The 26,447-nt window shown below is 64.2% G+C and carries 30 protein-coding genes and 4 tRNA genes; 9 read left to right on the forward strand and 25 right to left on the reverse strand.

Going from position 1 to position 26,447, the window contains the following annotated elements; genetic code table 11:
- Positions 1 to 99: 99 nt before the first annotated feature.
- From Q0799_RS09165 to gltX, 4 genes are all read right to left on the reverse strand, one after another.
- Positions 100 to 176: transfer RNA gene (locus Q0799_RS09165), tRNA-Asp, on the reverse strand.
- A 13-nt stretch (positions 177 to 189) separates the two neighbouring features.
- Positions 190 to 265, reverse strand: a tRNA-Glu gene (locus tag Q0799_RS09170).
- A 23-nt stretch (positions 266 to 288) separates the two neighbouring features.
- Positions 289 to 364, reverse strand: a tRNA-Ala gene (locus tag Q0799_RS09175).
- A 62-nt stretch (positions 365 to 426) separates the two neighbouring features.
- Positions 427 to 1,821: a glutamate--tRNA ligase gene (gene gltX, locus Q0799_RS09180; protein WP_298397461.1), complete on the reverse strand. Its 1,395-nt coding sequence runs from the start codon at positions 1,819 to 1,821 to the stop codon at positions 427 to 429.
- A gap of 181 nt (positions 1,822 to 2,002) precedes the next feature.
- Between gltX and Q0799_RS09185 the strand changes: the two genes are divergently transcribed.
- Positions 2,003 to 2,077, forward strand: a tRNA-Val gene (locus Q0799_RS09185).
- Between the two features lie 90 nt (positions 2,078 to 2,167).
- On the opposite strand, the gene Q0799_RS09190 is transcribed toward Q0799_RS09185, so the two are convergent.
- From Q0799_RS09190 to Q0799_RS09220, 7 genes are read right to left on the reverse strand one after another with little or no spacing between them, the layout of a single operon-like run.
- Positions 2,168 to 3,043, reverse strand: a complete 876-nt coding sequence (locus Q0799_RS09190) for a M48 family metalloprotease (RefSeq protein ID WP_298397464.1) — start codon at positions 3,041 to 3,043, stop codon at positions 2,168 to 2,170.
- A gap of 18 nt (positions 3,044 to 3,061) precedes the next feature.
- Positions 3,062 to 3,565 (reverse strand): SH3 domain-containing protein, encoded by a 504-nt coding sequence (locus Q0799_RS09195; protein ID WP_298397467.1) that lies wholly within the window; start codon positions 3,563 to 3,565, stop codon positions 3,062 to 3,064.
- Positions 3,562 to 5,466 (reverse strand): adenylate/guanylate cyclase domain-containing protein, encoded by a 1,905-nt coding sequence (locus tag Q0799_RS09200; protein ID WP_298397470.1) that lies wholly within the window; start codon positions 5,464 to 5,466, stop codon positions 3,562 to 3,564. The genes Q0799_RS09195 and Q0799_RS09200 overlap by 4 nt, the downstream gene beginning before the upstream one ends.
- A gap of 15 nt (positions 5,467 to 5,481) precedes the next feature.
- Positions 5,482 to 6,267 carry a peptidyl-prolyl cis-trans isomerase gene (locus tag Q0799_RS09205; protein ID WP_298397472.1) on the reverse strand — a complete coding sequence of 262 codons (786 nt, stop codon included), beginning with the start codon at positions 6,265 to 6,267 and terminating at the stop codon, positions 5,482 to 5,484.
- A gap of 28 nt (positions 6,268 to 6,295) precedes the next feature.
- Positions 6,296 to 6,562: a BolA family transcriptional regulator gene (locus Q0799_RS09210; protein ID WP_298397475.1), complete on the reverse strand. Its 267-nt coding sequence runs from the start codon at positions 6,560 to 6,562 to the stop codon at positions 6,296 to 6,298.
- Positions 6,562 to 6,864, reverse strand: a complete 303-nt coding sequence (locus tag Q0799_RS09215) for a YciI family protein (protein WP_028995882.1) — start codon at positions 6,862 to 6,864, stop codon at positions 6,562 to 6,564. The genes Q0799_RS09210 and Q0799_RS09215 overlap by 1 nt, the downstream gene beginning before the upstream one ends.
- The gene (locus tag Q0799_RS09220) at positions 6,864 to 7,472 is read right to left on the reverse strand and encodes a septation protein A (RefSeq protein WP_298397478.1); all 609 of its coding nucleotides are present in this window, start codon (positions 7,470 to 7,472) and stop codon (positions 6,864 to 6,866) included. Before Q0799_RS09220 ends, Q0799_RS09215 begins: the two co-directional genes overlap by 1 nt.
- Before the next feature lie 49 nt (positions 7,473 to 7,521).
- Between Q0799_RS09220 and Q0799_RS09225 the strand changes: the two genes are divergently transcribed.
- Positions 7,522 to 8,574: an HD domain-containing phosphohydrolase gene (locus Q0799_RS09225; RefSeq protein WP_298397480.1), complete on the forward strand. Its 1,053-nt coding sequence runs from the start codon at positions 7,522 to 7,524 to the stop codon at positions 8,572 to 8,574.
- 23 nt (positions 8,575 to 8,597) lie between these two features.
- Positions 8,598 to 8,939, forward strand: coding sequence for an Hpt domain-containing protein (locus Q0799_RS09230; protein WP_298397483.1), 342 nt, complete (start codon positions 8,598 to 8,600; stop codon positions 8,937 to 8,939).
- On the opposite strand, the gene bioD is transcribed toward Q0799_RS09230, so the two are convergent.
- From bioD to Q0799_RS09270, 8 genes are all read right to left on the reverse strand, one after another.
- A complete protein-coding gene (gene bioD / locus Q0799_RS09235) occupies positions 8,928 to 9,590 on the reverse strand; it encodes a dethiobiotin synthase (RefSeq protein WP_298397486.1) in 663 nt (220 codons plus the stop codon). The two genes, Q0799_RS09230 and bioD, sit on opposite strands and share 12 nt — an antisense overlap.
- Positions 9,587 to 10,351 carry a malonyl-ACP O-methyltransferase BioC gene (gene bioC, locus Q0799_RS09240; RefSeq protein WP_298397489.1) on the reverse strand — a complete coding sequence of 255 codons (765 nt, stop codon included), beginning with the start codon at positions 10,349 to 10,351 and terminating at the stop codon, positions 9,587 to 9,589. The genes bioD and bioC overlap by 4 nt, the downstream gene beginning before the upstream one ends.
- Complete coding sequence (locus tag Q0799_RS09245; RefSeq protein ID WP_298397492.1) at positions 10,344 to 11,057, reverse strand: alpha/beta fold hydrolase; 714 nt, start codon at positions 11,055 to 11,057, stop codon at positions 10,344 to 10,346. The genes bioC and Q0799_RS09245 overlap by 8 nt, the downstream gene beginning before the upstream one ends.
- Positions 11,054 to 12,238 carry an 8-amino-7-oxononanoate synthase gene (gene bioF, locus Q0799_RS09250; RefSeq protein WP_366940773.1) on the reverse strand — a complete coding sequence of 395 codons (1,185 nt, stop codon included), beginning with the start codon at positions 12,236 to 12,238 and terminating at the stop codon, positions 11,054 to 11,056. Before bioF ends, Q0799_RS09245 begins: the two co-directional genes overlap by 4 nt.
- A gap of 95 nt (positions 12,239 to 12,333) precedes the next feature.
- Positions 12,334 to 12,528, reverse strand: coding sequence for a hypothetical protein (locus Q0799_RS09255; protein WP_028995875.1), 195 nt, complete (start codon positions 12,526 to 12,528; stop codon positions 12,334 to 12,336).
- Between the two features lie 119 nt (positions 12,529 to 12,647).
- Complete coding sequence (locus Q0799_RS09260; protein ID WP_028995874.1) at positions 12,648 to 12,995, reverse strand: GlpM family protein; 348 nt, start codon at positions 12,993 to 12,995, stop codon at positions 12,648 to 12,650.
- Entirely contained in the window at positions 12,992 to 14,332 is a 1,341-nt protein-coding gene (bioA, locus tag Q0799_RS09265) for an adenosylmethionine--8-amino-7-oxononanoate transaminase (RefSeq protein WP_298397501.1), read from the reverse strand. The genes Q0799_RS09260 and bioA overlap by 4 nt, the downstream gene beginning before the upstream one ends.
- On the reverse strand, positions 14,332 to 15,504 hold the full coding sequence (locus tag Q0799_RS09270) for a DUF2863 family protein (protein ID WP_298397504.1): 1,173 nt from the start codon (positions 15,502 to 15,504) through the stop codon (positions 14,332 to 14,334). Before Q0799_RS09270 ends, bioA begins: the two co-directional genes overlap by 1 nt.
- 90 nt (positions 15,505 to 15,594) lie before the next feature.
- Here Q0799_RS09270 and yaaA point away from each other — a divergent pair, with 90 nt between their 5' ends.
- On the forward strand, positions 15,595 to 16,368 hold the full coding sequence (yaaA, locus tag Q0799_RS09275) for a peroxide stress protein YaaA (protein WP_298397507.1): 774 nt from the start codon (positions 15,595 to 15,597) through the stop codon (positions 16,366 to 16,368).
- Between the two features lie 45 nt (positions 16,369 to 16,413).
- Here yaaA and trxC read toward each other — a convergent pair whose 3' ends face one another.
- From trxC to Q0799_RS09290, 3 genes are all read right to left on the reverse strand, one after another.
- Positions 16,414 to 16,848, reverse strand: a complete 435-nt coding sequence (trxC, locus tag Q0799_RS09280) for a thioredoxin TrxC (RefSeq protein WP_298397510.1) — start codon at positions 16,846 to 16,848, stop codon at positions 16,414 to 16,416.
- Positions 16,849 to 16,963: 115 nt separating this feature from the next.
- Positions 16,964 to 17,458 carry a Dps family protein gene (locus Q0799_RS09285; protein ID WP_298397513.1) on the reverse strand — a complete coding sequence of 165 codons (495 nt, stop codon included), beginning with the start codon at positions 17,456 to 17,458 and terminating at the stop codon, positions 16,964 to 16,966.
- A 157-nt stretch (positions 17,459 to 17,615) separates the two neighbouring features.
- On the reverse strand, positions 17,616 to 18,053 hold the full coding sequence (locus Q0799_RS09290; RefSeq protein WP_298397516.1) for a putative toxin-antitoxin system toxin component, PIN family: 438 nt from the start codon (positions 18,051 to 18,053) through the stop codon (positions 17,616 to 17,618).
- Between the two features lie 51 nt (positions 18,054 to 18,104).
- Here Q0799_RS09290 and Q0799_RS09295 point away from each other — a divergent pair, with 51 nt between their 5' ends.
- From Q0799_RS09295 to Q0799_RS09310, 4 genes are all read left to right on the forward strand, one after another.
- On the forward strand, positions 18,105 to 19,064 hold the full coding sequence (locus tag Q0799_RS09295; protein WP_298397519.1) for a tRNA-dihydrouridine synthase: 960 nt from the start codon (positions 18,105 to 18,107) through the stop codon (positions 19,062 to 19,064).
- Entirely contained in the window at positions 19,061 to 19,726 is a 666-nt protein-coding gene (locus Q0799_RS09300; RefSeq protein ID WP_298397522.1) for an SAM-dependent methyltransferase, read from the forward strand. The genes Q0799_RS09295 and Q0799_RS09300 overlap by 4 nt, the downstream gene beginning before the upstream one ends.
- The gene (locus tag Q0799_RS09305) at positions 19,723 to 20,037 is read left to right on the forward strand and encodes a YkgJ family cysteine cluster protein (RefSeq protein WP_298397525.1); all 315 of its coding nucleotides are present in this window, start codon (positions 19,723 to 19,725) and stop codon (positions 20,035 to 20,037) included. Before Q0799_RS09300 ends, Q0799_RS09305 begins: the two co-directional genes overlap by 4 nt.
- Positions 20,038 to 20,117: 80 nt before the next feature.
- Positions 20,118 to 20,960, forward strand: a complete 843-nt coding sequence (locus Q0799_RS09310; protein WP_298397528.1) for an HDOD domain-containing protein — start codon at positions 20,118 to 20,120, stop codon at positions 20,958 to 20,960.
- Between the two features lie 17 nt (positions 20,961 to 20,977).
- On the opposite strand, the gene tal is transcribed toward Q0799_RS09310, so the two are convergent.
- Positions 20,978 to 22,015, reverse strand: coding sequence for a transaldolase (gene tal, locus Q0799_RS09315; RefSeq protein WP_298397531.1), 1,038 nt, complete (start codon positions 22,013 to 22,015; stop codon positions 20,978 to 20,980).
- A 332-nt stretch (positions 22,016 to 22,347) separates the two neighbouring features.
- On the opposite strand from tal, the gene acnB reads away from it, so the two are divergent.
- Positions 22,348 to 24,936 (forward strand): bifunctional aconitate hydratase 2/2-methylisocitrate dehydratase, encoded by a 2,589-nt coding sequence (gene acnB, locus Q0799_RS09320; protein WP_298397533.1) that lies wholly within the window; start codon positions 22,348 to 22,350, stop codon positions 24,934 to 24,936.
- Between the two features lie 259 nt (positions 24,937 to 25,195).
- On the opposite strand, the gene Q0799_RS09325 is transcribed toward acnB, so the two are convergent.
- The gene (locus Q0799_RS09325; RefSeq protein ID WP_298397535.1) at positions 25,196 to 25,738 is read right to left on the reverse strand and encodes a hypothetical protein; all 543 of its coding nucleotides are present in this window, start codon (positions 25,736 to 25,738) and stop codon (positions 25,196 to 25,198) included.
- A gap of 3 nt (positions 25,739 to 25,741) precedes the next feature.
- Entirely contained in the window at positions 25,742 to 26,437 is a 696-nt protein-coding gene (locus tag Q0799_RS09330) for a DUF3800 domain-containing protein (protein ID WP_298397536.1), read from the reverse strand.
- Positions 26,438 to 26,447 lie beyond the last annotated feature (10 nt).

Here is a 26,447-nt window from a genome sequence, read left to right on the forward strand (position 1 = left end):
GAGCTATACCCCCAGTTCAGAGAGACAGCCGAATCTTTGCTTCATGCCGTCGCCGTCGCGACTGGCAGAAAACAAACCGGATCAACCGGATTTGTAAATTGGCGGAGTGGACGGGGCTCGAACCCGCGACCCCCGGCGTGACAGGCCGGTATTCTAACCAACTGAACTACCACTCCGCACCAAAACCTTTGGCATCCCCATGGGGATTCGAACCCCAGTTACCGCCGTGAAAGGGCGGTGTCCTAGGCCTCTAGACGATGGGGACCCGGACTTTCCTTCGAGCTTTTATGGTGGAGGTAAGCGGGATCGAACCGCTGACCTCTTGCATGCCATGCAAGCGCTCTCCCAGCTGAGCTATACCCCCGCTCGAAAGAAGGCCGCATTATAGGGAGCGTCTTTCCCCTTGTAAAGGGCCTTTCACGATTTTTAGAGATATTTTTTCAGGGCGGCCAGTACACGGTCGCGACCGATCAGCTCGATCACTGCATCGACCGACGGCGTTTGCGTCTGTCCGACCAGGATGGCACGCAGCGGCATCGCCAGTTTCGGCATCTTGAGGCCGTGGCGGGCAATGGTTTCCTTGATCAGGGCGGCAATCGCCGGGATCTCCCAGGCGACTTCGGCGATCCCGGCAGAAAAATCGGCCAGCGCCGGCCGGGTTTCCTCGGTCAGGTGCTGGGCGAGCAGTTCCGCGCTCGGGGTGACCGTGGTGTAGAACACCTCGACTGCGTCGGCCAGCACGTTGAGCGTGTTGCAGCGGTCGACGTAGAGGGCGACGGCCTTCTCCAGGCTGGGGCCGGCATCGCTGTCGATACCGCGGGCGGCCAGCCGGCGCTTGATGTGTGCGGCCAGTTCCGCGACCGGGAGCTGCTTCATGTAGTGCTGGTTCAGCCACAGCAGCTTTTCGGTATTGAACTGGGCGGCGGAAGCGGTGATGTGGTCGAGGTCGAACCACTCGACGAACTGCTCGCGGGTGAAGATTTCGTCGTCGCCGTGGGACCAGCCCAGGCGCGCCAGGTAGTTGATCACGGCTTCCTTGAGGAAGCCATCCTCGTCGTACTGCATGACCGAGACGGCACCGTGGCGCTTGGACAGCTTGGCGCCGTCGTCGCCGAGGATCATCGACAGGTGGCCGTAGATCGGCACTTCGGCACCGAGCGCCTGCAGGATGTTGATCTGGCGCGGGGTGTTGTTGACGTGGTCGTCACCGCGGATGACGTGGGTGATGCCCATGTCCCAGTCGTCGACGCAGACGCAGAAGTTGTAGGTCGGTGTGCCGTCGGCGCGGGCGATGATCAGGTCGTCGAGTTCGGCGTTGGCGATTTCGATGCGTCCCTTGACCGCATCGTCCCAGGCGACCACGCCGTCCTTGGGGTTGCGGAAGCGGATCACCGGCGGCACGCCGGCCGGCGGCGTCGGCAGGGTCTTGCCTGCCTCGGGGCGCCAGCGACCGTCGTAGCGGGGCTTTTCCTTGCGTGCTTCCTGCTCGGCGCGCAGGGCGTCGAGCTCCTCGCGGGTGGTGTAACAGTAGTAGGCGGTGCCGGCCGCCAGCATCTGCTGGATCACTTCGCGATAGCGGTCCATGCGCTGCATCTGGTAGAAGGGGCCTTCGTCGTGCGTCAGCTCCAGCCAGGCCATGCCGTCGAGAATGGCCTGAACGGCTTCCGGGGTCGAGCGGGCGACATCGGTGTCTTCGATGCGCAGGATGAACTGGCCCCCGTGGCGGCGCGCATAGGCCCAGGAGAACAGGGCAGTGCGGGCGCCGCCGATGTGCAGGTAACCGGTGGGGCTGGGGGCAAAACGGGTGCGGACAGGCTTCATTGGAATCGGATTTTCGTGTCGGAAACAAAGTCCGCTATTTTAGCCGACCACGGTTTGACCCGCTGCACGACTTATGGTTAAATGCGCGCCTCTTCTTCGTCTCCTGCCGGTTTCAGCGGCAACGAAAGCCGACACCCAAGATGTCGGAATAACAGGCGAAGCAGGTCGTTGTTTCAGGTTTGCGTCGATAGCTCAGTGGTAGAGCATCGCCTTCACACGGCGGGGGTCGGGGGTTCGAAACCCTCTCGACGCACCAAACCGGCTCAACGGCTTCTCCCTTCCCGATTTGCCCGTTTTATTCCTTGCCCAGCCGGTTTGCGTCCGGGCAAGGTTGGCGTGCGTGCGCTCAATTTCGCGGGTCGGCCAGTTGCATGGCTTTCTGCTTCATCCGCTGGAAAGACTTGCTGTCACTGATGCTTTTGCTTTCGAAGGCATCGAGCCGTTCCCCCATGGCCTTGTCCAGTGCGCTCAGGCGGTCCTGCGGGGCGGGGTGGGTTGAGAACAGCAGTTCGAAGTCGTGGTTGCTGCTGTTGCCGGCATACATGGCGATCACCCGGACGAGACCGTAGGGATCGTAGCCGGCGCGCGCCGCATAGACGACGCCGAGGCGATCGGCTTCGTACTCGTCGCCCTTGTCCAGACCCGACGAATACAGGTTCTGGGCCAGGTTGGCCAGCGGCTGGGCGACGATGTCGGCGTTGCGGGTGTTGCGCTGAGCGGTCGTGGCGGCAAGGTTGGTCAGCGCGTTGGAGGTGTCCTTCTTGCGCATCGCGACCACGTAATGGCGTTTCACGACATGCGCGATTTCATGCGCCACCACACCGGCCAGCTCGGATTCGTCGCGCAGTTCACGCAGCAGGCCCTTGGTCACGAACACATAGCCATCCGGCGCGGCAAAGGCGTTGACGTTGCTGCTGTTGATGACGCCGAAACGCCAGTTGATGTCGCTGCGGCCAGTTTGCCGGGCAATCCAGCCACCGAGCTGATTGATGTACTGCATCATTTCGCGGTCGGTGACCAGCGGTGCGGTGCCGAGCAGGGTTGCCGCTGCCGCCTGGCCAAGCTGGGCCTCTTCGGCCGGTGTCGTTTCCGCGCGGGCCAGTGTCGAGGCGACGCCGCCGACGGCCTGTAGCTGTCGTTCGTCGATGCCGGCCCGGCGTAACTGTTCGGTACAGCCGCTGGCGAAAACCAGGCTGCTCAGGGCGATGATGAAAAGCTTCATGGTTGCGCTCCGCCGTGGTCAGTTGGGCAATTCGGGAATGTCGCGTGCGCTGAGCTTGCGGGCGGCGGCAAACCGGTTGATTTCGGCTGGCTTCGCGCGGAATGCGTCCAGCTTGGCGACTTCGCGCGGGTTGGGCTGGGACTGGGCCAGTTTTTCGCGGGACAGGCCCTTGGCGCCGGTCGTCGCCGCGCTTTTCGTGGTGCCGGTGCGGACGACGTTGCCGATGGCGGTCAGCGTGTTGCCGCCGGCCCCTGCCGGGGCAGCGATACGCACGTTGAGCAGGCGGACCCAGCCGGTCTTGCCGTCTTCAGTTCGAACCTTGCTCCAGCCGCCCTTGCCCTCGAGTACGGTCAGCTTGGCATCGGCGGGTAGGCTGGCCAGGCTCTTGGCATCGGTATAGGCATCGGCCAGCAAGTCGCTGGCACGGATCAGCGTACCCGGTGTGGCCAGGGCATTCCCGGCCAGAAGAAGGGCGACGACGAGGGTGCCCTGGTGAATGATGCGGAAAGGCGATCGGGTCATGTGCGCTCCCGGGGTTCGAACAGGCGGACAGGTTGGTGACGTCCCTTGACGGTGACCTCACCATGGTCGATGAAGTCGAATACATTACCACAGGCGTCGCGTGTCGCCTGCGAGACGAGAATGCGGGCAACGCCCTTGGTTTCGCCCTCGATGCGGCTGGCCAGGTTCACCGTGTCGCCGATGGCCGTGTAGTCGAGCCGCTGACTGGCGCCGAGAAAACCGACGACGGCCGGGCCGGTGTGTACGCCGATGCCGATATCGAAGCGGGCGTCGGAGTCGCCCAGAGAATCCCGGAAGCGGGCCAGCGAATCGCTCATCGCCAGCGCCGCCCTGACCGCCTTGACGGCGTGGTCGGGCTCGTCCAGGGGGGCATTCCAGAACGCCATGATGGCGTCGCCGATGAATTTGTCGAGCGTGCCGCCCTGTTCGAAAATGGCGGCCACCTGCATGTCGAAGTAGCGGTTGAGCAGGCGGACGACCTCTTCCGGCGGGCGGCTTTCGGAAATCGTCGTGAATCCCCGGATGTCCGAGAAGAGAACGGTGATTTCGCGGCTGGCACTGGCTTCCGCCTGCGCCAGCCGGCCTTCGTCGGTCAGGGAGCGTACGACGTTCGGGTCGAGGAAGCGCGCAAACATCTGGATGGCCTGGTCGCGTTGCCGTCGTTCACGCAGGTACGAGGCGGTGGCGGCCAGCGCGAGGGTCAGCCAGATCGCCAGCAGCGCCGAGAACGGCATCCACTGGATGTTGCGGTCCAGCAGCAGCCAGGTACTGCCGGCCACGACGGCGCTGAACAACGCCAGGGCGCCGGCAATGGCGACCGGGTTGGGGCGACGGGTGAAGGCCAGTGCGACCAGGAGCATCCCGGAAATTCCCAGCGCCAGGTTCCAGGCCGCGGGTACCGGGCGCAGCCAGTCGTCGTCGCGCAAGTTGGCGACGGCGGTGGCGAGGATTTCGGGGCCGGGGGTCGTGGCGCCCAGCGGGGTCGGGCGAAGGTCGTGCAAGCCGGGCGCAGCGGCGCCGATGATGACGATCTTGCCCTTCAGGTCGGGCGGTGTGCCATTGCTACGCAAGGCCGACAGGAAAACCTCATGGTAGGAATAGCGCTGGAAGGGATGTCCATACCAGTGCAGGGCGATCGCATCGCGGGCCGGGACGGCCCAGCCCGACTGTTCGGCGATGCGCCGGGGCAGCGACGGCAGGGTCCAGCCGCGATGAGGGTAGTCGATCCAGTAGCGGCGGCCGATCTGGTCGTCGTCGGCGAGGAAATTGATCAGCCCGGTCTGCCAGGCCGTCGGGTCGATCGCCTTGGGCGCGATCAGCGGCAGGGCGGCTTGCGGGTCGGCGACCGGTCCGGGTCTGGCGCCGATGCCGGCAGGCAGGTCGCGTAATGGCGTGGCCTGCCCATCGCCGGCGATAACCAGCGGGAGCAGTGCCTGATTGGTGAGAATGGCCTGGCTGAGCACGGCGTCGCTGCCGGGGCGGAACAGGTCCGGTTCGCTGAAGATCAGGTCGAAGGCGATGGCGGCGGGACGGGCGCTGCCGATGAACTCGACCAGTTCGCCGTGGGTGGCGCGGGGCCATGGCCAGTTGCCGGCGAGTTCGAGCATTTCCGGCGCATCCAGGCTGGCCTGGTCGATGTCGATCAGGACGATGTCTGCCGGTGGCTGCCGGTCAATGGCGTGCCAGCGTAGCAGCACGTCGCCGAGTCGGGCATTCAGTCCGGAAAACAGGGCGGCCTGTTCGCCGCCGGCGAAAGCCAGCAGCAACAGCACGAACAAGACCCGGGTCAGCCAGCGCCCGGCTGCTTGGGCGGTGCGCGAGGGACTCGTGCTGTCCGGGATGGGAGAACGGTTGGACAAGGTGTGGGCTTGTCGTGAAAATGCCCGCCGTGCGGCGGGCATTGTCTGGATTGCGGCTTAGTTGACCTTGGCCTTGCTGCGCAGGTCGTTGATCAGCTTGTCCACCTGCATCTGGCCGGCGCGCTGCTGCAGTTGCGGCTTGACCTGTTCGAACGGCGGCGGCGTCAGGGCGCGGCTGTCGTCGAGCTGGATGACGTGGAAGCCGAAGTCGGTGCGCACCGGCGTCTTGGTGTACTCACCCTTCTTCAGCTTGGGCAGAGCCTCGGCGAACGGCGGGACGTAGGCGTTCGGGGCGCTCCAGTCGAGCTCGCCACCCTTGTCCTTGGAGCCGGGGTCGAGCGACTGCTTGGCCAGCGTGGCGAATTTTTCACCCTTGTCGAGCTTGGCGATGATGGCCTTGGCGTCGTCTTCCTTCTCGACCAGGATGTGACGGGCCTTGTATTCGGTGTTGCCGAGCGAGGCCTTGATCTTGTCGTATTCGGCCTTCAGCTGGGCATCGGTGATCGGGTTGCTGCGCACGTAGTCGGCGAGGAAGGCACGGATCAGGACGGCCTGGCGTGCCAGTTCGATCTGGCCCTGGATCTCGGGTTTCTTGTCGAGGCCTTTCTTCTTCGCTTCTTGGGAGAGCAGTTCGCGGCGAACCAGTTCTTCCTTGACGGCGTTCTTCAGCTCTTCGGAATCGGGTGCGCCCTGGGCCTTCTGTTCGGCCATGAAGGCATTGAATACCGATTGCGGGATGGCCTGGCCGTTAACCGTGGCGAAAGGCTTGCCCTGGGCCAGGGCCGGGGCGGAAACGAGGCTGCCGGCCAGCATCAGTGCGGCCAGGGAGGTCAGTTTGAACATGTTGGAATTCCGTGGGGTTGAACGAAAATCATGGGGTTTCCGGTGCCCGGGCGTTGATCGCCAGGGCATGGATGCGACCTTGCATCAGGTCGCCTGCGGCATCGTACACCAGGCGATGACGGGCGAGTGTATTTTTGCCGGAAAAAACACTGGCCACGATATCGACCCGGAAATGACCGCCGTCGCGGGCGCCGGCGTGGCCGGCATGGCGATGCGATTCGTCTTCGATATGCAGGGACTCGGGCTTGAGTACGGCCAGGCGCTCGCGCAGCATGGCCAGGGTGTCGGCGTGCATCAGGCGGGCAGGACTTTCTTGAACGGTTTGACGGTGACTTTTTCGTACACGCCGGCGGCGATGTAGGGGTCGGCGTCGGCCCAGTCTTTGGCGGCAGCCAGCGAGGCGAATTCGGCAACGATCAGGCTGCCGGTAAAGCCGGCGCTGCCCGGGTCGGGCGAATCGATTGCCGGGCAGGGGCCGGCCAGCAGCAGACGGCCTTCCTGCTGCAGCGCGAGCAGGCGCTCGACGTGGGCGGGGCGGGCGGCCATGCGTTGTTCGAGGGTGCCGGGGCGGTCCTCGCCGATGATTGCGTAGAACATCATTTTTCTTCTTCCATGTATTTCGACAGCATCGCGCCTTGCACCAGCACGAAGGCGAACATCAGGCCCATGCCGCCGAACAGTTTGAAATTGACCCAGGTATCGGTCGAGAAATTGAAGGCGACGACCAGGTTGAGTACGCCCATGACGAGGAAGAAGCCAATCCACGCGAGATTGAGGCGGTCCCAGACCGCGTCCGGCAGCTTCATCTGCTCGCCGAGCATGGCCTTGATGGCGTTTTTCTTCATGAACCAGGCGGCGATCAGCATGCTGCCGGCGAAGGCCCAGTAGAGCAGCGTCGGTTTCCACATGATGAAGGCCTCGTTCTGGAAAGCCAGCGTCATGCCGCCGAAAACGACCACCAGGCCCAGGCTGATCCACAGCATCTTGTCGACCTTGCCGTGACGGAAATGGACCCAGGCGATCTGGGCGGCGGTGGCCACGATGACAACGATGGTCGCCAGCAGGATGGGCGCTTGTGCCGGATTGACCGCGGCGCCACCGAGCAGGCCGGCGACCCAGCCGGCTGCGGCCTCCGGATGTGCGCCGGCGTACTTGAAGCTGGCGAAAAAGAGGATGACCGGGAAGAGATCGAAGAGTAGTTTCATGGCGCCGCATTATATACTTCATGCGGTTTGGACAAGCGCGGATGGGCGAATGCACAAGGTTTTGATCATTGACGACAGCGAAATCAACCTGACCTTGATCAGGGCGCTGGTGCTCAAGCTCGGCGAGTGCGAACCCGTGATGTTCGATCATCCGCTGAAGGCGCTGGAATGGTGCCGGGGCAATGTGCCGGATCTGGTCATCGTCGATTACATGATGCCGGAGATGGACGGCCTGCGGTTCATCGCCGCCTTCCGCGCCTTGCACGGACGGACCGAAATCCCGGTGCTGATGATCACCGCCAACGACCAGAAGGATGTCCGCTACGAGGCGCTGCTCGGCGGCGCCAACGATTTCCTGACCAAGCCCATCGACCGCATCGAATTCTCGGCGCGCGTGCGCAACATGCTCGCGCTGCGCACCGGCCAGAAGTTTCTTGCCGACCGTGCCGCCCATCTGGCCGACGAGGTCGCCGAGCGAACCCGCGATATCCGCGAACGGGAACGCGAACTGATTTTCCGCATTTCGCGCGCCGCCGAATTCCGCGACCCGGAAACCGGCGCGCACATCCAGCGCATGGCGCATTACTCGGAAATCATCGCCCGCGGCCTCGATCTCGACGCCGCAACCTGCAATCTGATCCTGCAGGCAGCGCCCTTGCACGATGTCGGCAAGATCGGCATCCGCGATCACATCCTGCTCAAGCCGGGAAAACTGTCGCTGCAGGAATTCGACATCATGAAACAGCATGCGATGCTGGGCTACGACCTGCTCAAGGACAGCGGTTCGGAAATCCTTCAGGCCGGTGCCGAGATCGCCCGGTCGCATCATGAAAAATACGACGGCAGCGGTTATCCCCGCGGGCTCAAGGGCAGTGCGATCCCGCTGTTCGGTCGCATCGTTGCCGTGGCCGACGTGTTCGATGCCCTGACCTCGGAGCGCCCGTACAAGAAAGCCTGGGCACTCGACGACGCCATGCGTTTTCTGGAAGAGGGCCGCAGCACGCACTTCGACCCGCTCTGTGTCGAATCCTTCATTGCCGGTTGGGACGAGGCGCTCGAAGTCCGGCAACGCTTCCGCGACGAGGAAGCCCCGAAAATATGAGCCATGGCTGACGGAGACCGCGCATGAATCCCTTTGTACTCGACAAGCCGGCCATCCTCGAACGATTGGGCGGGGATGAGGGCATCTTTGCCATGATGGTGGACATGTTCCTGACGGAACTGGACAACAACCGCCAGGCCTTGCTGACTGCGCTTGCCGGCGACAGCGCCGCCCTGCAGCGCGAGGCCCACACGATCAAGGGGCTGCTGGCGACCTTTTCCGACGGATTCGGGGCCGAGTTGGCGCAGACGCTGGAATATCAGGCGAAGAATGGCCAGGTAGACGATGCCCGGGGGCGGGTTGACATGTTGCTGGCCCGCGTCGATGAGGTTGCCGAGGTCTTGCGCGGCCTGTCAGCCGGGTAGGCTCAGGCAGTTTGCCGCTGCCGCCGGCGATCCCGCCGGGTCGTAGGGAACGACCCCGAGCAGGGGCGCGTCGAGCAATTCCTTCAGGGTGGCGAGATTTTCCTCGAATCGGCTCATTTCCGGGTCAATCCGGTTGGCCACCCAGCCGGCAATGAACAATCCGCGATTGGCGATGGCTTCCGCCGTCAGCAACGCGTGATTGAGGCAGCCCAGGCGCATGCCGACCACCAGGATTACCGGCAAGCCCAGGACCATGGCCAGATCGGCGCCGTTGCGGTCGATCCCGAAGGGCACGCAGAAACCGCCGGCGCCTTCGACGATGACCAGATCGGCCTGGCGTCTGGCCGTGCCGACGGTGTCGGCGATACGCGAGAAATCGATATCCACCCCGACATCGGCCGCCGCGATGTGCGGTGCGATGGCCGGTGCGAAACAGTAGGGATTGACGATGTCGGCCGGCAGTTCGACGCTGCTGGCGGCCAGGATGCGGCGGACGTCGTCGTTCTCGCCCAGCGCGTCGGTGCCGGCGGCAACCGGTTTTAGCCCGACCGCCGACAGTCCCGCCTGGCGGGCGCGGTGCAGCAGGGCGCAGGTGATGTGGGTCTTGCCGACTTCGGTGTCGGTGCCGGTCAGGAAATAGGCGGAACTCATGATCTGGCGTGGATGAAAACTATGTCGTAGGTCAATGGTATACCATCGTCTTGTCGTTGGCATTCATAGGCGGCTTCAAGCCGACGCAGGGTGCCGGGACTCATCAGGCCGGTCCGGCGACCGGGGCCGACCTGGTTGGCGCCAACGGCCTTGACGGCGCGCAGCAGACTGCGCAGGTCGGGGTAGAACAGGGTTTCCTGCCGGATTTCCAGGCGGACGTCGGCAAAGCCGGCGAGTTCGGCCTGCCGGCCAAGCGCGTCGGCGCACTGGAAGCTCAGTGTGTGCTGATGGCTGTCGATGCCGTCGAAGGCTGTGCGCAATTCGTGAAAGGTCGCCGGTCCCAGCGTGCTGACTGCCAGGCGCCCGTCCGGGCGCAGTACCCGCCGGGCTTCGCTGAAAACCTGCTGCGCTTCGCACCATTGCATGGCCAGGCTGGACCAGTAGAGGTCGAGGCTGGCGTCGGCCAGCGGCAGTCGTTCGAGGTCGCCGGCCAGACGCCGGCAGTTGCCGGTTACGCGTTCGAGCATGGCCGTCGACAGGTCGAGGGCGAACAGCTCGGCGGCCGGGAAGCTGCGTTGCAGCAAGGCATGCGCGTAGCCGGTGCCGCAGCCGGCATCCAGGATGCGCTGCGCGTCGATGGCCGCCGGCAAGGTGGCGGCCAGATGGTCGCAGATGCGGCGCTGGACGATGGCGGCCTGGTCGTAGGTGGCGGCAGCGCGTTCGAAGGACTGGCGGACGCGGGCCCGGGAGGGTCTAGTCATTCAGGAAGCGACGGGCGGCGGCGAGGAAATCGTCGGGGCGCGAGAGGAAGGGGGCGTGCGCGCAGGCCGGCAGCAGTTCGAGTTGGGCGCCGGGGATCAGGGCAGCCAGCATCTGTGCGGCAGCGGCGGGCATCAGCGGATCGGCGTCGCCGTGCAGCAGCAGGGTCGGCGCACGAACCAGCGCGGCATCGGTGCGCAGGTCGACGTCGCGCAGCCAGTTCAGGCCGGTGTCGAGTACTTCGGCGCCGGGCAGCGGGTCGGCCAGGTCGAGGATCTGGCGCGTCACTTCCTTGGCCAGCGCGTCGCCCCGGTTGAAGCCGCCGACGAAGCGCGGCAGCATGCCGGCCGCGTCGGCGCGGATGGCGGCGGCAAATTCGGCCAGCGTCGCCGGCGCCATGGCATGCGGCCAGCCGTCGCGCTGGACGAAGGAGGTGGTGCCGGCGACCAGCAGCAGCTTGCCGACCTTGTCCGGATGGCGTGCGGCGATGGCCAGCGCGAGTTGCGCGCCGATCGACCAGCCGGCCAGTGTCGCGCCTGCCGGCAGTCGGCTGGCGATGTCGGCAACGGCGGCGTCGAAATCGGCGATCGGCGGTGTTTCGCGGTAGCCGGGCAGGTCGATGAATTGTCCGGCCAGCGCCTCGACGGCGGCGTTCAGCGGGCCGCGCCCGAGCGCCCAGCCGGGCAGGAAGAAGAGAGATGCGTTCATGCAAGTTCCTTGAGGGCGGCAACCAGTCGGTCGATGTCGTCCGCGGTATGGGCCGCTGATACGGAAATGCGCAGGCGGGCCGTGCCGCGCGGTACGGTGGGTGGGCGGATGGCCGGTACCCACAGGCCGCGCGCCCACAGCGCCTGAGCCAGGTCGAGGGCAGCCTGGTTGTCGCCGACGATCAGCGGCTGGATGGCCGTCATCGAGGCCGGCAGGGTCCAGGGTAGATCGCGTGCACCGTCGCGCAGGCGGGCGATGTTGGCGTTCAATTGCTGGCGCAGTGCGTTGCCGTTTTCGATACGCTGCAGGCTGGCGAGCAGTGCGCAGGCGATGGCCGGCGGGGTGGCGGTGGTGAAGATGTAGCTGCGCCCCTTGTTCAGCAGGTAGTCGATGGCGCGCGTCGAGCCGGCGACGAAAGCACCGCCGACGCCGGCGGCCTTGCCCAGCGTGCCCATCAGCAGGATGCGCGGGGCGGCGGGCAGGTTGAAATGCGCCAGGCTGCCGCGACCCTTGGCGCCGAGGACGCCGAAACCGTGCGCGTCGTCGATCACCAGCCAGGCGTCGAAGCGCTCGGCCAGCGCGAACAGGCCGGGCAGCGGCGCCAGGTCGCCGTCCATGCTGAACACGGCGTCGGTGACGACGACTTTGCGCCGCGCGTTGCTGGCTGCCAGCAGGCGTTCGAGCGCCGACAGGTCGTTGTGCGGGTAGCGGTGGACGTCGGCGCCGTTGGCCTTGGCCAGTTGCATGGCGTCGATCAGCGAGGCGTGGTTGAGCTTGTCGGCGAAGACCGCGTCGCCGCGACCAGCCAGGGTCGGTGTGACCGCCAGGTTGGCCAGGTAGCCGGTGGAAAAGGTCAGCGCGGCCGGGAAACCGGTGAATTCGGCAATCGCGGCTTCGAGGTCGGCATGCGGCTGCAGATGCCCGGCGACCAGGTGCGACGCGCCGCTGCCGGCGCCCCAGTCCAGCGCGCCGTCGGCGAGGGCGCGGGCCAGTCCGGCGTCACCGGCCAGGCCGAGATAGTCGTTGCTGGCAAAGTTCAGCAGTTCACGCCCATCGACCGTGGCAATGCGTCCGCAAGGCGAATCCAGGGTCCGCCGCTGCCGGCGCAGACCGGCTGCAGCGAGTTCCTGCAATTCTGCGTCGAGGCTGCCCTCGAGCAGGGAGGATGAGGTTTCAGGCATGTGGCCGACCAGGAAAATCCGTCAGGATGTCAGGCCCGGCTTGCAACCGGGCAAAGGAGACGGATTTTAACGGAAGCCGGCCCGGCCGGTGTGATCTAGGCTGGCTGCAAAGGCAGCAGGTTGCGCTGGGAAACGATGAAGCGCTTGCGGATGCCGCCGGCGATTTCGCCTTCGACTTCCCACATCGCCAGACCCTTGACGATGGCCACCTGTTCGATGGCGATGACGACTGCACCGATCTTGGTGCACAGATAACGGGTACCACGTTGAATCGTTGCCTTGACTTTCATGGGCGTCTCCTCTTGTCACGTAGTGGAGTGCCTATCCTAACCAAGCATCGCTTCGATTGCACCCTGAAAACCGGACATAACGTTTCGGTTTTTCCGAAGGCGCTGTTGCCGTGGCGGTCTCAGGGCGTCGGCTGGAAATGCGTCCAGGCGAACAGCAAAATGCCGGCCGCGATCAGCCAGCCGAGGGTGGCCAGGAGCAGCGTTGGCCACAGCGTCAGCCGGGTGCTCAGCCAGAACACCGCGAGCAGGTAGATGGCGTAGGGAATCAGCGACCACAGGCCGAACAGCGCCGTCGTGCGCAGGTCGGCCATGCCGCGTTCCTGGGCGACGATGGCGTGGGCGATCAGGGCGAAGGTCGGAAACAGCGGCACCAGGCCGGCGATGTAGAAACTCTTCGAGCGCGACAGCAGGGCGATGATCAACACCGCCAGCGCGCCGAGCAGGGATTTGAGGAATAGACCGATCATCGCAGTGCGCGCTCCAGTGCGCCGTCGATGGCGCGGCCAAGTTGGGCGATCTCGTCGTCGCCGACGATGTAGGGCGGCATCAGGTAAACGGTATTGCCGATCGGTCGCAGCAACGCGCCGTGGTCGAGCGCGGCGCGGTAGAAGCGGCGCGAGAAACAGGGGTCGTCGCTGACGACGTCGAAGGCGGCGATCATGCCGCGCTGGCGCAGGTGTTTGACTTGGGCATGGCCGGCCAGCGGCGCCAGCATGGCGCCGATTTTCCGCGACCGGTCGCGATTGGCGGCGAGCACGTCGTCCTCGGCGAAGATGTCGAGCGTTGCCAGCGCCGCCCGGCAGGCGAGTGGGTTGCCGGTGTAGGAATGCGAGTGCAGGAAGGCGCGGGCGACCGAGTCGTCGAGGAAGGCGGCGTAGAGGGTGTCGCTGCTGAGGACCACCGAGAGCGGCAGGTAGCCGCCGGAAATGCCCTTGGACAGGCACATCAGGTCAGGGCGGATGTCCGCTTGCTCATGGGCGAAGAAAGTACCGGTGCGGCCACAACCGACGGCAATCTCGTCGCAGATCAGGTGCACTTCGTGCTGGTCACATAGCTGGCGGGCCAGGCGCAGGTATTCCGGGTCGTACATCGCCATGCCGGCGGCGCCCTGGACCAGCGGTTCGACGATCAGCGCGGCGGTGCGTTCGCCGTGCTTTTCCAGCCAGTCGGCCAGGCCGGCAGCAGCGCGGCGGGCGACGTCGGCCGGCGTTTCGCCGGCTTCGGCCAGACGGAAATCGGGCGTGGGCAGCACATGCGCGGCGTGGCGCACCAGCGGCGCGTAGGCGTCCTTGAAAATGGCGACGTCGGTGACCGCCAGCGCGCCGACCGTCTCGCCGTGGTAGCTGCCGGCCAGGCAGAGGAATTCCGCCTTCTCCGGGCGGCCGACGTTGCGCCAGTAATGAAAGCTCATCTTCAGCGCGATTTCGGTCGCCGAAGCGCCATCGGACGCGTAGAAGGCGTGGCCGAGCGAGCCGCCGGTCAGCGCCGACAGGCGCTCGGACAGTTCGACCACGGGCTGGTGCGTGAAGCCGGCCAGCATCACGTGTTCGAGCGTTGCCAGTTGCTCGCGCAGCGCCGCGTTGATGCGCGGCTCGGCGTGGCCGAACAGGTTGGTCCACCACGAGCTGATGCCGTCGAGGTAGCGCCGGCCGTCGAAGTCGATCAGCCAGGGGCCTTCGCCACGGGCGATCGGCAGCAGCGGCAGATGCGCCGGCGACGCCGTGTCGGCATGGTGGCGCATCTGCGTGCACGGATGCCAGACGGCAGCCTGACTGCGTGCCAGCCAGTCGGCGTTACGGCTCATCAGTGCAGATGCTGCGAGGTGGCGGCCGGTTGTTCCGGCATTTCGGCATGGACCAGTTCGCCGTCGATGTTGGGGAACATCGGCGCGCCGCAGTCGTCGCAGAACTCCATCGGGAAGTGGTGATCGAGGAAGCGGACTTCCTTGACCCCGGTTTCGCGCAGCGCAGCCTCGATTTCGCCGGCGATGTCGGCGTTCTCGTCGTCACCGCCGAGCAGCGGCCAGACGATGCCGTGATAGACCGCCTCGCCATCCTTGGGACCGAGGCCGACGCGGTATTCCTCCAGCCGACGGTCGTAACAGGGGCCGATGACGGCGCGGATGGCATCGGGCATCAGGCCGAGCGTGGTCTGCAGGAAGGCGATCGAGGCCTTGGCCGAGTACGGGCGCGAGGCGCGGTCGGCGTTGCGGCAGGCGGCGTGATAGGCATCCGGCAGCAGCGGCTGCCAGGCGCAGCCGGTGAGCAGCGGTTCCAGGCTGGGGCTGCCCTGCTTGATCCATTCCTTGAGCGAATCTTCCTTGCCGCCGTCCTTCTCGTTCCAGCGGAACAGGGCGTTGCCGCGCGGTACGGCAATGGCGCCGATCAGGTAGCGGACATCCGACAGGAAGCGGTTGGTTTCCGGCAGGTGGCTGCCGTCGACGGCAAGATGCTTGCCGGCCAGCGCGGCTTCACCGAGTTCGCGGGTCAGTTGCCAGGTGTCGCAGAAGCTGCGCGGCAACTGGTCCGGGCTGAACAGGAAGTCGGCCAGCGCCACCTTGGCCTGGCCGCCAAAGACGTGCGCGCCGAGTTGCACGGCGAGCGCCTGCAGCGAGCTCTTGGGCAACTGGCAGGCGGCGATCGAGAAGCGCGACCAGGCCAGCACCGGCGCGGCGAACAGCATGACTTCCCAGGGCTGGCCGTCAACGTCCAGGCGATGGGTTTCGGCGCGCGATTCGACCATGTCGGCGAGTTCGTCGTGGCCACGCGGGTTGGCTTCGAACAGCCGGTCGAGCGCGATGTTGATGTCGTCTTCGCCGCCATTTTTGAGCAGGTTGTCCACGGCTTCGGCGAGTTGCGTTTCCCAGTAGGCGTCTTCCAGCTTGCCGCCGGATTCGGAAAGGCCGACGGCCAGGCGTTGCAGTTCTGCCGCGTCGCGCGAAAGGCGGTCGCGCGAACCGAAGCGGGTACGTTTCATCGGTGTTCCAAAAAAAGCAAAAGAGGAATTTTAACAGCCGGTAAAATCGGGCGTCGTGTTAAACCGCAAAACTGCCGACAGGTTCCCGTCATGCTGATCTTCCTTTCCCCCGCCAAATCGCTCGATTACAAGACCCCGCCGCATGTTTCGACCTTTTCGCAGCCGGTTTTCCTGGATCGCTCGCAGACGCTGATCGACCAGTTGCACGCGCTGTCGCCGGCCGACATCGCCAACTTGATGGATCTCTCCGACCAACTGGCGCTGCTCAATTTCAACCGCTACGCCGAGTGGTCGCAACCGTTTACGCCGGACAACGCCAAGCAGGCCGTGCTCGCCTTCGACGGCGATGTCTACGATGGCCTGTCGGCGAAGACCCTGTCCGCTGCCGACCTCGACTTCGCCCAGCAGCATGTGCGCATCCTTTCCGGGCTCTACGGCATCCTCAAGCCGCTCGACCTGATGCAGCCCTATCGACTCGAAATGGGAACGAAATTCGCCAACCGCAGCGGCAAGGATCTTTACGCCTTCTGGGGCGAAACCCTGCTCGACGCGATCAACGCCGAACTCGACGCAATGCCGCGACCGGTGGTGGTCAATCTGGCGTCCGAGGAATATTTCAAGGCGGCGGTCGGGCGCAAGCTCAAGGGAACGCTGATCCAGCCGGTGTTCGAGGACTGGAAGGGCGGCAAGTACAAGATCATCAGTTTCTTCGCCAAGAAGGCGCGCGGTCTGATGACGCGCTACGCCGTGGTCAACCGGCTGACCGCGCCGGAAGGCCTGAAGGATTTCGACAGCGAAGGTTACGCCTTCGCGCCGGAAGCCTCCGACGACAAGACCTGGGTGTTCCGCCGCCGGCAGGAGTGACGCGGCGCGAAGTTTTCCCTTTGCCCCGTCCGCCGAAGCAGCGACTTACAGCTTGCTGCGGACCCAGCGCAGGATGTCGGCCGCGCCCATGGCGCCGGCTTGGCGGGCGATTTCGCGGCCGTCTTTGAATAGCGTCAGCGTCGGGATGCTGCGGATGCCATGACGGCTGGCGAGCATCTGTTCGGCTTCGGTATCCACCTTGGCCAGACGGACCAGCGGTTCCAGATCGGCGGCCGCCTGCTCGAACTGCGGCGCCATCATGCGGCAGGGCGCACACCAGGGTGCCCAGAAATCGACCAGGACCGGGATGTCGTTGCGGGCGATCATTTTGTCGAAGCTGGCATCGGTCAACGCCACCGGGTGCCCGGTGAACAAGGCCTGTCCGCATTTGCCGCACACCGGGCTTTCCCGTAGCCGGGCCTGCGGTACGCGATTCACCGCGGTGCATTGCGGACAGACGATGTGCAGGTTTTCTTCCATGACCGTTTTCTCTTCATTGACTTGATGTCTCGTCAGATGGCGATGTTCCGGCGGAAATCAATCGATGCACCGAAAAAAACAAGGGCAGGATCGCAATCCTGCCCAGGCTGGCGCCTCAGTCTTCGAGCAGGCTGCGCAGCATCCAGGCGGTCTTTTCATGGACCTCCAGGCGCTGGGTCAGCAGGTCGGCGGTCGGCTGGTCATCGGCGGCGTCGACCACCGGGAACAGCTTGCGCGCGGTGCGGGCGGTGGCTTCCTGCGCAGCAACCAGGTGGCGGATCATGTCGTCGGCGCTCGGTACGCCCTCGACTTCCTTGATCGAGGCGAGCTTGACGAATTCCTTGTAGGTGCCCGGTGCCGGGAAGCCCAGCGCGCGGATGCGCTCGGCGATCATGTCGAGGGCGTTCCACTGCTCGGTATATTGACCCATGAACATGTTGTGCAGGCTGTTGAACTGCGGGCCTTTTACGTTCCAGTGGAAGTTGTGGGTCATCAGGTACAGCGTGTAGCTGTCGGCCAGCAGGGCGGACAGGCCGGCGACGATCTTCTTGCGGTCGGCTTCGGCAATGCCGATATCGATGTTCGGGGTCTTGGTTTTCTTGGTGCTCATGACGGTTCTCCTGAAATAAGTCAGCGGGTTGACTATGGCCGGCGGCGGCACTGGCAAAACTCGGCGGGCCGTTTCCGGATGAATCCTGCGGTGGCAAGGGTTTTACGTCTTTGCCTAATATAGCGCATATCCCGCCGGCCTAGCCAATGGAAGCGCGCTATTGGGGAGATTGTCCCTGCGTATCGATCAACAACGACGCCTCTTTCGGCTTGACAATACGAAACGCCAGCTTGGTACGCCCGCGCAATTTGAGCAGCGCCTTGTCCTTGCTGACCAGCAGGTCGGCGCCGCTGCGTTCGGCCAGTTCGAGGAACTTCTGGTCGTCGCGGTCCTTGCACCGGGGCAGGGGGGCGGCTTCGCCGGCGGGAACGACGGTGATCAGGGCGCTGTAGCGGGCGTAGCGCTCGGCGATCATGTCCGGCGTCAGCTTCAGTTGCGGGTAGGTCAGGACGCGCTGCAGTTCGTCGAGCGTGCGCTCGTCGACCAGGCATTCGATGCGCCCGGCTTCCAGCGCGGCCATGATCGGGACGGCATCCACGTTGGCCCAGTGGAAGAGGTCGAGGACGACGTTGGTGTCGAGGACGATGCGTAACATGGGGCGGGATTATAATGCGCGCCTTTTCAAGCATTTGCCGAAAGTTTCCCGATGTCCCGAATTCTCCTCGCCCCGCTGGAGGGCCTCGCCGATCCGCTGTTGCGGAACGTGCTGACGGCGGTCGGCGGTTACGACTGGGGGATTTGCGAATTCGTCCGGGTGTCGAACAACGTGCTGCCGGCGAAGACTTTCCTGCGTACCTGCCCGGAATTGCTCAATGGCAGCCGGACCGAGTCGGGGACGCCGATGCGCGTGCAGTTGCTCGGTTCCGATCCGGAGTTGATGGCGGCCAATGCGCGTCGCCTGGTAACGCTGGACCCGGCCGGCGTCGATATCAACTTCGGCTGTCCGGCGCCGACCGTGTTCCGTCATCGCGGCGGTTCGGCGTTGCTCGGCGAGCCGGAATTGCTGCAGCGCATCGTCGCCGCAGTGCGCGCCGAGGTGCCGGCACACATTCCATTCACCGCCAAGATGCGTTTGGGCATCGACGATACGAATCTGGCCGTGGCTTGCGCACAGGCGCTGCAGGCCGGCGGCATCGACGAACTGATCGTGCATGCGCGGACCCGGGTCGATGGTTACCGGCCGCCGGCGCGCTGGGAATGGATCGCGCGTATCCGTGAAGCCATCGCCATTCCGATCATCGCCAACGGCGAGGTGTGGACGGTCGACGACTACCATGCCTGCCGGGCGGCAACGGCCTGTGCCGACATCATGCTCGGCCGCGGTGCGGTGGCCGACCCGCTGCTGGCGCAACGCATCCGCGGCCACGAGCTGGGCGGCTGGCCGGCGGTGGTGCCGTGCATCGCTGCCTACTGGCAGGGCGTGCGCCGCAAGGTCCTGCCCGAACATGCGGGCGGCCGGCTCAAGCAATGGCTGGCGCTGGTCCGCCGCAACTACCCGGAAGCCGGCCTGTTGCACGACCGGTTGCGGCCGGTCAAGGCAGCCGAGGAAATCGATGCGCTGCTGCTCGCCGAAGGCATCCTGTGCGAAAGGCCGCTGATCGCATGAGCGGGAACTCGCGCTTCATCAGCAGCGCCCAGGACGGGCCGCACCCGGATCTGCCCGATCTGCTGCGCCGGCACCTGGCGCACCCTTTCCGCAAGCCGCTGGCCGATTACAACCGCGAAGCCTTTGCCGCGGCGCTGGCGGCGCGCGATGCCTGGAATCCGCAGGCGCCGCTGATCGTCGATGCCGGTTGCGGCGTCGGCTGGAGCACGCTGCGCATCGCTGCCGAGTTTCCCGACCATTTCGTTTTCGGCGTCGATCAATCGATCGACCGCATCAATCGTGGCAAGCCTTTGCCGTTGCCGGCCAATGCGGTGCTGGTGCGAGCCGATCTGGTCGATTTCTGGCGTCTGCTGGCGGCCGAAGGCATCCGGCTGGCGCGGCACTACAACCTCTATCCCAACCCATGGCCGAAGATCGGCCATCTGGCGCGGCGCTGGCACGGGCACGCGGTTTTTCCGGTGTGGCGCGAACTGGGCGGCATGGTCGAATGTCGCAGCAACTGGGCCATCTACATCGAGGAAATGGCCCAGGCGCTGAGTCTGTTGAGCGGCCAGACGGTCGTTGCCGAGCCTTATGCGACCGACGACCCGATGACGCCGTTCGAAAAGAAGTATCTCGCTTCCGGGCATGGTCTGTGGCGTTGCCGGGTGGATCTGGGATGAGCAGCATCTGCCAGTCCTGCGGTGCCTGCTGCGCCAGTTTTCGCGTCGATTTCCACCCGGCCGAGCTGGCCGGCGGCGCCTTCGCCTGGGGGCAGGGCGTGCCGGCGGCGATGACGGTGCCGGTGACGCCGGCCATCGTGCGCATGTGCGGCACCGATGACGCCGCGCCGCGCTGCGTGGCGCTGGCCGGGGAAATCGGAGGGCAGGTCAGGTGTACGATCTACGACGAAAGACCGTCGCCGTGTCGTGAATTCGACGTCGAGCACGATGCTTGTCTACAGGCTCGCAGACGGCATGGATTGGTACTTTGATACCGCTCTATTACTTTCGTTATATTTATCGAAACGCAACAAGCAGCTAATCTCCACGGCAATCCCCGGAGATGCGCTAAATGAAATCCGTCCCAGAAGAACAACAACTGCAGTCCATGCTCAGCGGCGTGGACATTCCGCCTTGCCCGTCGATCCTGGTCGAACTTGACCGGGAACTGAAGAAGGATGAGCCGGATCATCGCGAACTGGTGCGCCTGATGTCCAGCGACGTCGCCCTCTCGGGGCACGTCATGCAGATTGCCAATTCACCGGCATTCTCGACTGGCCACAAGTTGTCGTCGATCAACCAGGCGATCAACGTTCTGGGAACGCGGCAGGTATTCAACCTGGTGGTCTCGCAACTGCTCAAGGTTGCCTTGGCGGGCAAGGATTCGGCCAGTCTCGAACGTTTCTGGGAGAGTTCGGCGCTGACCGCGCGTCTGTCCGGCGAGATTGCCCGCCGCCTGCGCTGCATTCGGCCGGATGTGGCCTACACCTTCGGCTTGTTCCACGATTGCGGCATTCCGCTGCTGATGCGGCGTTTCCCCGAGACGCGCTCGGTACTCGGCGAGGCCAACGACGCCGAGGACATGATGTTTACCGAGGTCGAGGACAAGTACCTGGGGACGAACCATGCGGTGGTCGGCTACTTCCTGGCGCGCCGCTGGCGACTGCCCGACGAGGTGGCCGAAGCCATCCTGCGCCACCACGACTACAGCGTCCTGCAGCGGCGCAGCGAATTTTCATCCGTCGTCCTGGCGCAGATCGCCATCAATGTGCTCGCCGAACACATCATCCGCCTGCAGGCCGGTGGCGTCGATCACGAGTGGGCCAAGGCCGCGCCGCTGGTCTGCGATTTCTTCGGTTTGTCGCTCGGCGGTGTCGACGACCTGATCGAGGATTTGCGCGACTGGCTCGGTTGAGCCAGCCGCACTGACGATCAGCGGACCAGGTCGAGCAGTTTGGCGAAGGCTTCGTCGAACTGCTTGAGGCCGGCCGTCTGCAGTTCTTCGCCGATCACGTCGAGATCGTGACCCAGCGCGGCGATTGCCGCCAGTTGATGGGCCGTGCCCTCGCGGTCGTCAGCCAGCGTGGCGAGCGCTTCGCCATGGTCGCGGAAGGCCGCCAGCGTGGCATCGGGAACGGTATTCACGGTGCCGGCGCCGATCAGTTGCTCCACGTAAAGCACGTCGCGGTAATTGGGATTCTTGCTCGATGTCGAGGCCCACAGCAGCATCTGCTGGCGCGCCTGGCCGGGCAGGGCCGGCAGTTCCTGCCAGTCGGCGTAAGCCTGGCGAGCCATGGCAATCGCTGTCCGGCCTTGCAGTTCGGCCGGCAATTTCGGATCGATCAGGCTGTCCAGCCGGCTGATGAAGACGCTGGCGACCGAGGCGATGCGGTCCACCGGCAGGCCGGCGGCGAAACGCTGCTCAATGCCGGCGCGATAGGCGTGCTGCACGTCGGCGAGTTGCCCCGGCGAAAAGATCAGCGTGACATTGACGTTGATGCCGTCGGCGATGGCGGCGGTGATCGCGCCCAGGCCGGCCGGCGTTGCCGGAATCTTGATCATCGCGTTCGGACGGCCGATCTCCGCCCACAGGCGCCGGGCGGCAGCCAGGGTGCCGGCGGTGTCGGCGGCCAGGGTCGGCGACACCTCGAAGCTGACGAAACCGGCGTTGCCGCCGCTTTGCTCGTAGAGGGGCAGGAGCAGGTCGCAGGCACCCTGGACGTCGGGGAGCGCCAGTGCTTCGAAGCGCAGTTCGGCATCCAGTTGGCTGTTCTTGAGCTTGCTCACGGCTTCGGCGTAAGCCGCATCGGTGCGGATCGCGTTGTAGAAGATGGCCGGGTTCGAGGTGACGCCGGCAATCGCATCGTCGGCGATCCAGCGGGCGAGTTCGCCGGATTCGAGCAGTTGGCGGGACAGGTTGTCGAGCCAGACTTGCTGGCCGAGGCGGGAGATGGCGGCAATGCGGGACATGTCGTTGGGTCGCTGGGCAAAAGGGGCAAGTCTATCAGCCTGTGTGCATAAAAGGCATTTATCCCCGTTTGGGTCGGACAAGCCTGTGGATAAGCTCTGGATGCCTGCTGCAATCCATTGAGCGACAAGGGCTTTGTGGTTGGTGCCTGAAAAATGGGCAATCGTGGTCCGGTCCGGGCTTCGAAGATGTGGCGCACGGGTGAACTAACATATAAAATATATAAGACCTGCGGGTGCCGGCCAGGGGCGTTGTCATGCGAACCATCCAGCCGCCGCCGTTGTCGTAAAATATTCGTTTCCCCTAGAGCAACCCTTTACGAAAGGAAGTCGCCGTGCTTGAAGCCTATCGCGCCCACGTAGCAGAGCGTGCAGCCCTCGGTATCCCGCCGCTGCCCCTGTCCAAGCAACAGACCACCGAACTGGTGGCCCTGCTGAAGAACCCGCCGAAGGGCGAAGAAGCCGCCCTGGTCGAACTGATCACCTACCGCGTGCCGGCTGGCGTCGATGATGCCGCCAAGGTCAAGGCCGAGTTCCTGGCCAAGGTCGCCAAGGGCGAAGAAGCCTGTGCGCTGATTTCCCGCGAGAAGGCCGCCGAACTGCTCGGCACCATGCTCGGTGGCTACAACGTCAAGCCGCTGATCGACCTGCTCGCCTGCCCGACCTGCGGCGCCGTCGCCGCCGAAGGCCTGAAGAAGACCCTGCTGGTGTTCGACTTCTTCCACGATGTCGCCGAACTGGCCAAGGGCGGCAACGCCAACGCCAAGGCCGTCATGCAGTCCTGGGCCGACGGCGAGTGGTTCACCTCGCGTCCGGAAGTCCCGGCTTCGCAGAAGCTGACCGTGTTCAAGGTCACCGGCGAAACCAATACCGACGACCTGTCGCCGGCCCCGGATGCCTGGTCGCGTCCCGACATCCCGCTGCACGCCCTGGCCATGCTGAAGAACCCGCGTCCGGGTATCGAAGCTGACGAGCCGGGCTCGCGCGGCCCGATCAAGCAACTGGAAAAGCTCGCCGCCAAGGGCAATCTGATCGCCTACGTCGGTGACGTGGTCGGTACCGGTTCTTCCCGCAAGTCCGCCACCAACTCCGTGCTGTGGTTCACCGGCGAAGACATCCCGTTCGTGCCGAACAAGCGCTTCGGCGGCGTCTGCCTGGGTTCCAAGATCGCCCCGATCTTCTTCAACACGATGGAAGATGCCGGCGCCCTGCCGATCGAAATCGACGCCGGTCAGATGGACATGGGCGACGAGATCGAGCTCAAGGTCGATCAACAGACCGGCAAGGTCACCGCGCTGAAGAACGGCGCCGTGATCGCCGAATCGCAACTGAAGACCCTGGTCATCCTCGACGAAGTCCGTGCCGGCGGCCGCATTCCGCTGATCATCGGCCGCGGCCTGACGACCAAGGCCCGTGAATTCCTCGGCCTGCCGCAATCGACGCTGTTCCGCCTGCCGCAGAACCCGGCCGACAACGGCAAGGGTTTCTCGCTGGCCCAGAAGATGGTCGGCAAGGCCTGCGGCGTCACCGGCATCCGTCCGGGCACCTACTGCGAGCCGAAGATGACCACCGTCGGTTCCCAGGACACCACCGGCCCGATGACCCGCGACGAACTGAAGGATCTGGCCTGCCTCGGCTTCTCCGCCGACCTCGTCATGCAGTCCTTCTGCCACACCGCCGCCTATCCGAAGCTGGTCGACGTCAAGATGCACCGCGAACTGCCGTCCTTCATCTCGACCCGTGGCGGCGTCTCGCTGCGTCCGGGCGACGGCGTCATCCACTCCTGGCTGAACCGCCTGCTGCTGCCGGACACCGTCGGCACCGGCGGCGACTCGCACACCCGTTTCCCGATCGGCATCTCCTTCCCGGCCGGTTCCGGCCTGGTCGCCTTCGCCGCCGCCACCGGCGTCATGCCGCTGGACATGCCGGAATCGGTGCTGGTCCGCTTCAAGGGCAAGATGCAGGACGGCATCACCCTGCGCGATCTGGTCAACGCGATCCCGTACTACGCCATCAAGCAGGGCCTGCTGACCGTCGAGAAGAAGGGTAAGAAGAACGTCTTCTCCGGCCGCATCCTGGAAATCGAAGGCCTGCCGGATCTCAAGGTTGAACAAGCGTTCGAACTCTCCGACGCCGCCGCCGAGCGTTCCGCCGCCGCTTGCGCGATCGCCCTGAACAAGGAGCCGATCGTCGAGTACATGCGTTCGAACATCACCCTGATGAAGTGGATGATCGCCGAAGGCTATCAGGATGCCCGCACGCTGAAGCGCCGCATCGCCGCCATGGAAGAGTGGATCGCCAACGGCACGCTGCTCAAGGCTGACGCCGACGCCGAGTACGCCGCCGTCATCGAAATCGACCTGGCCGAAGTCACCGAGCCGATCCTGGCCTGCCCGAACGATCCGGACGACGTCAAGCTGCTGTCCGAAGTCGCCGGCGACAAGATTGACGAAGTCTTCATCGGTTCGTGCATGACCAACATCGGCCACTTCCGCGCCGCCGGCAAGGTCCTCGAAGGCAAGTCGGACATCCCGACCCGCCTGTGGATCGCCCCGCCGACCAAGATGGACGCGCTGATCCTGACCGAAGAAGGCTACTACGGCGTGCTCGGCAAGTCCGGCGCCCGTATGGAAATGCCGGGCTGCTCGTTGTGCATGGGCAACCAGGCGCAGATCCGCAAGGGTTCGACGGCGATCTCCACCTCCACCCGCAACTTCCCGAACCGCCTGGGCATCGACACCCGCGTCTACCTCGGCTCCGCCGAACTGGCCGCGATGTGCGCCCTGGCCGGCCGGATCGTCACGGTGCCGGAGTACATGGAGCAGATCAAGCTGGTGAACGCCAAGGCCGCCGAAGTCTATCGCTACATGAACTTCGACCAGATTCCGGAGTTCGTGGAACAGGCGGCTACGGTCGAGATGTAAGTTCTGAAAATCGGCCGGTTTTACCGGTCGACCGCAGGAAAATGAAAAGCCCCCGTCGGGAAACCGGCGGGGGCTTTATGTTGTCTTAAGAGCGATAGGCGTTAAAAGTGTGAGATTTTTAACGTCATCGCGTTACTGCTCAAGTGGTTATGGGCTATCATTGACTTCGGCCTTGTAGCCGATGACCCTTTGCCTTCGGCTTTGGATCCTGGCGCACCAGTGTGCGAATGCCTCAGTCGCCGTCAAGAACTGGGGCTTTTTATTTTTCTCCTTCAGTATTTCCGTCTGGTATGGCTTTTCCCCGTCGCTGTTCAATCAGTGCTCCATTTTTGCGCCGGATTTCTTGTTGGTAATCACGGTCACTGGTTGGGTAGGCGGACACGAACTGTAGGGGTTCTGACGGGTCGGTTGGTTCATTGAAAATCACCACGTAAGCTTCTTCGATCACATAGAAAAGTCGGCGGCGTTTCGGTTTGTTGTTTTCGGCAAACTGCTCCCGGTATAGCAACACCGTTCCGGCGGTAACGTTCAGAACCTCCCTGATCCACAGAATCCGTTCTGCCCGGCGTAGATCCAGTTCTTTCTCATGATCCATGCCCTGGCGGAAATTTGGATTGCGGGTGAAAGCATGCTTGAAACTGTCTGCCCCAAACTTGATCGGACGCCCTCGCCAGTCGGTGAAAACAAGTTGATTTCCCTCGGTATCCCGGACATAGGTTTCGATGAAAACTCGCCGATAGGCTTTCCACAGATTGCCATCCGGCGGTTTCAGGCGTAGCAGCTTCCACAGGTGCCCAGCCATGCCTTACTGCCCTTGCCAGTTGAAAATATTGAGCTTGGGGTCGCTGTTTTTCCAAGGCGATGAAAAGGTCAGTGACTTTTTGCCGATGCCCGCTGCAAGTTGCTCGCAGAAGGTCAGTTTCGCCTTGCTGGCATCTCGCTGATTCCAGGCATAACCAACAGCACCGATCAGCAAATCGGTTAATTGCAGCAAGGGGAGTTCATGCGAACTGACCGGCTCCAGGCAAGCCACCTTGGCCCGACCGCTCAGCTTATGCCGCAAAATCTGGCGCAGGTCGGTGAAGCGCTGCTGGCAAGCGTTCTGCTGCCAGTCTAGGTAGATGTGATAGGTCTTGCCAGGTTCCAGCCAGTGCACCAGGGTCTGGTAATACAACTTGTAAAAGCCTAGTTCCTTGTCGCCGTCGTTGAACAGGTCGTGCTTGAACTGGCTGCGGTCGGCGACAAGGCAGCGGAAACGCAACTCCGGCGTGTTAAGGAAAAGCTCGATCAACTCCTGGAAAAAAGCTGCCTTGCCTGGGGCTACCTTACTCCAGCCAAACTCACCTCGTGCCGAATGCTTGGCCTGCAGTTGGTGAAAGTGATGGACAATTCCTCGCTTGGCCTCACGCGGACAACTCAAGGCGCCAATGACCAGATAGCGGTCCGAGCTATCGGAGGTATGCCGGCTTTCGTCACAGTAGATGTTGAATTCAGTGCTCATGGCATTCTCT

This window comes from uncultured Azonexus sp. (genome assembly GCF_937982035.1).
Classification (GTDB): Bacteria; Pseudomonadota; Gammaproteobacteria; order Burkholderiales; family Rhodocyclaceae; genus Azonexus.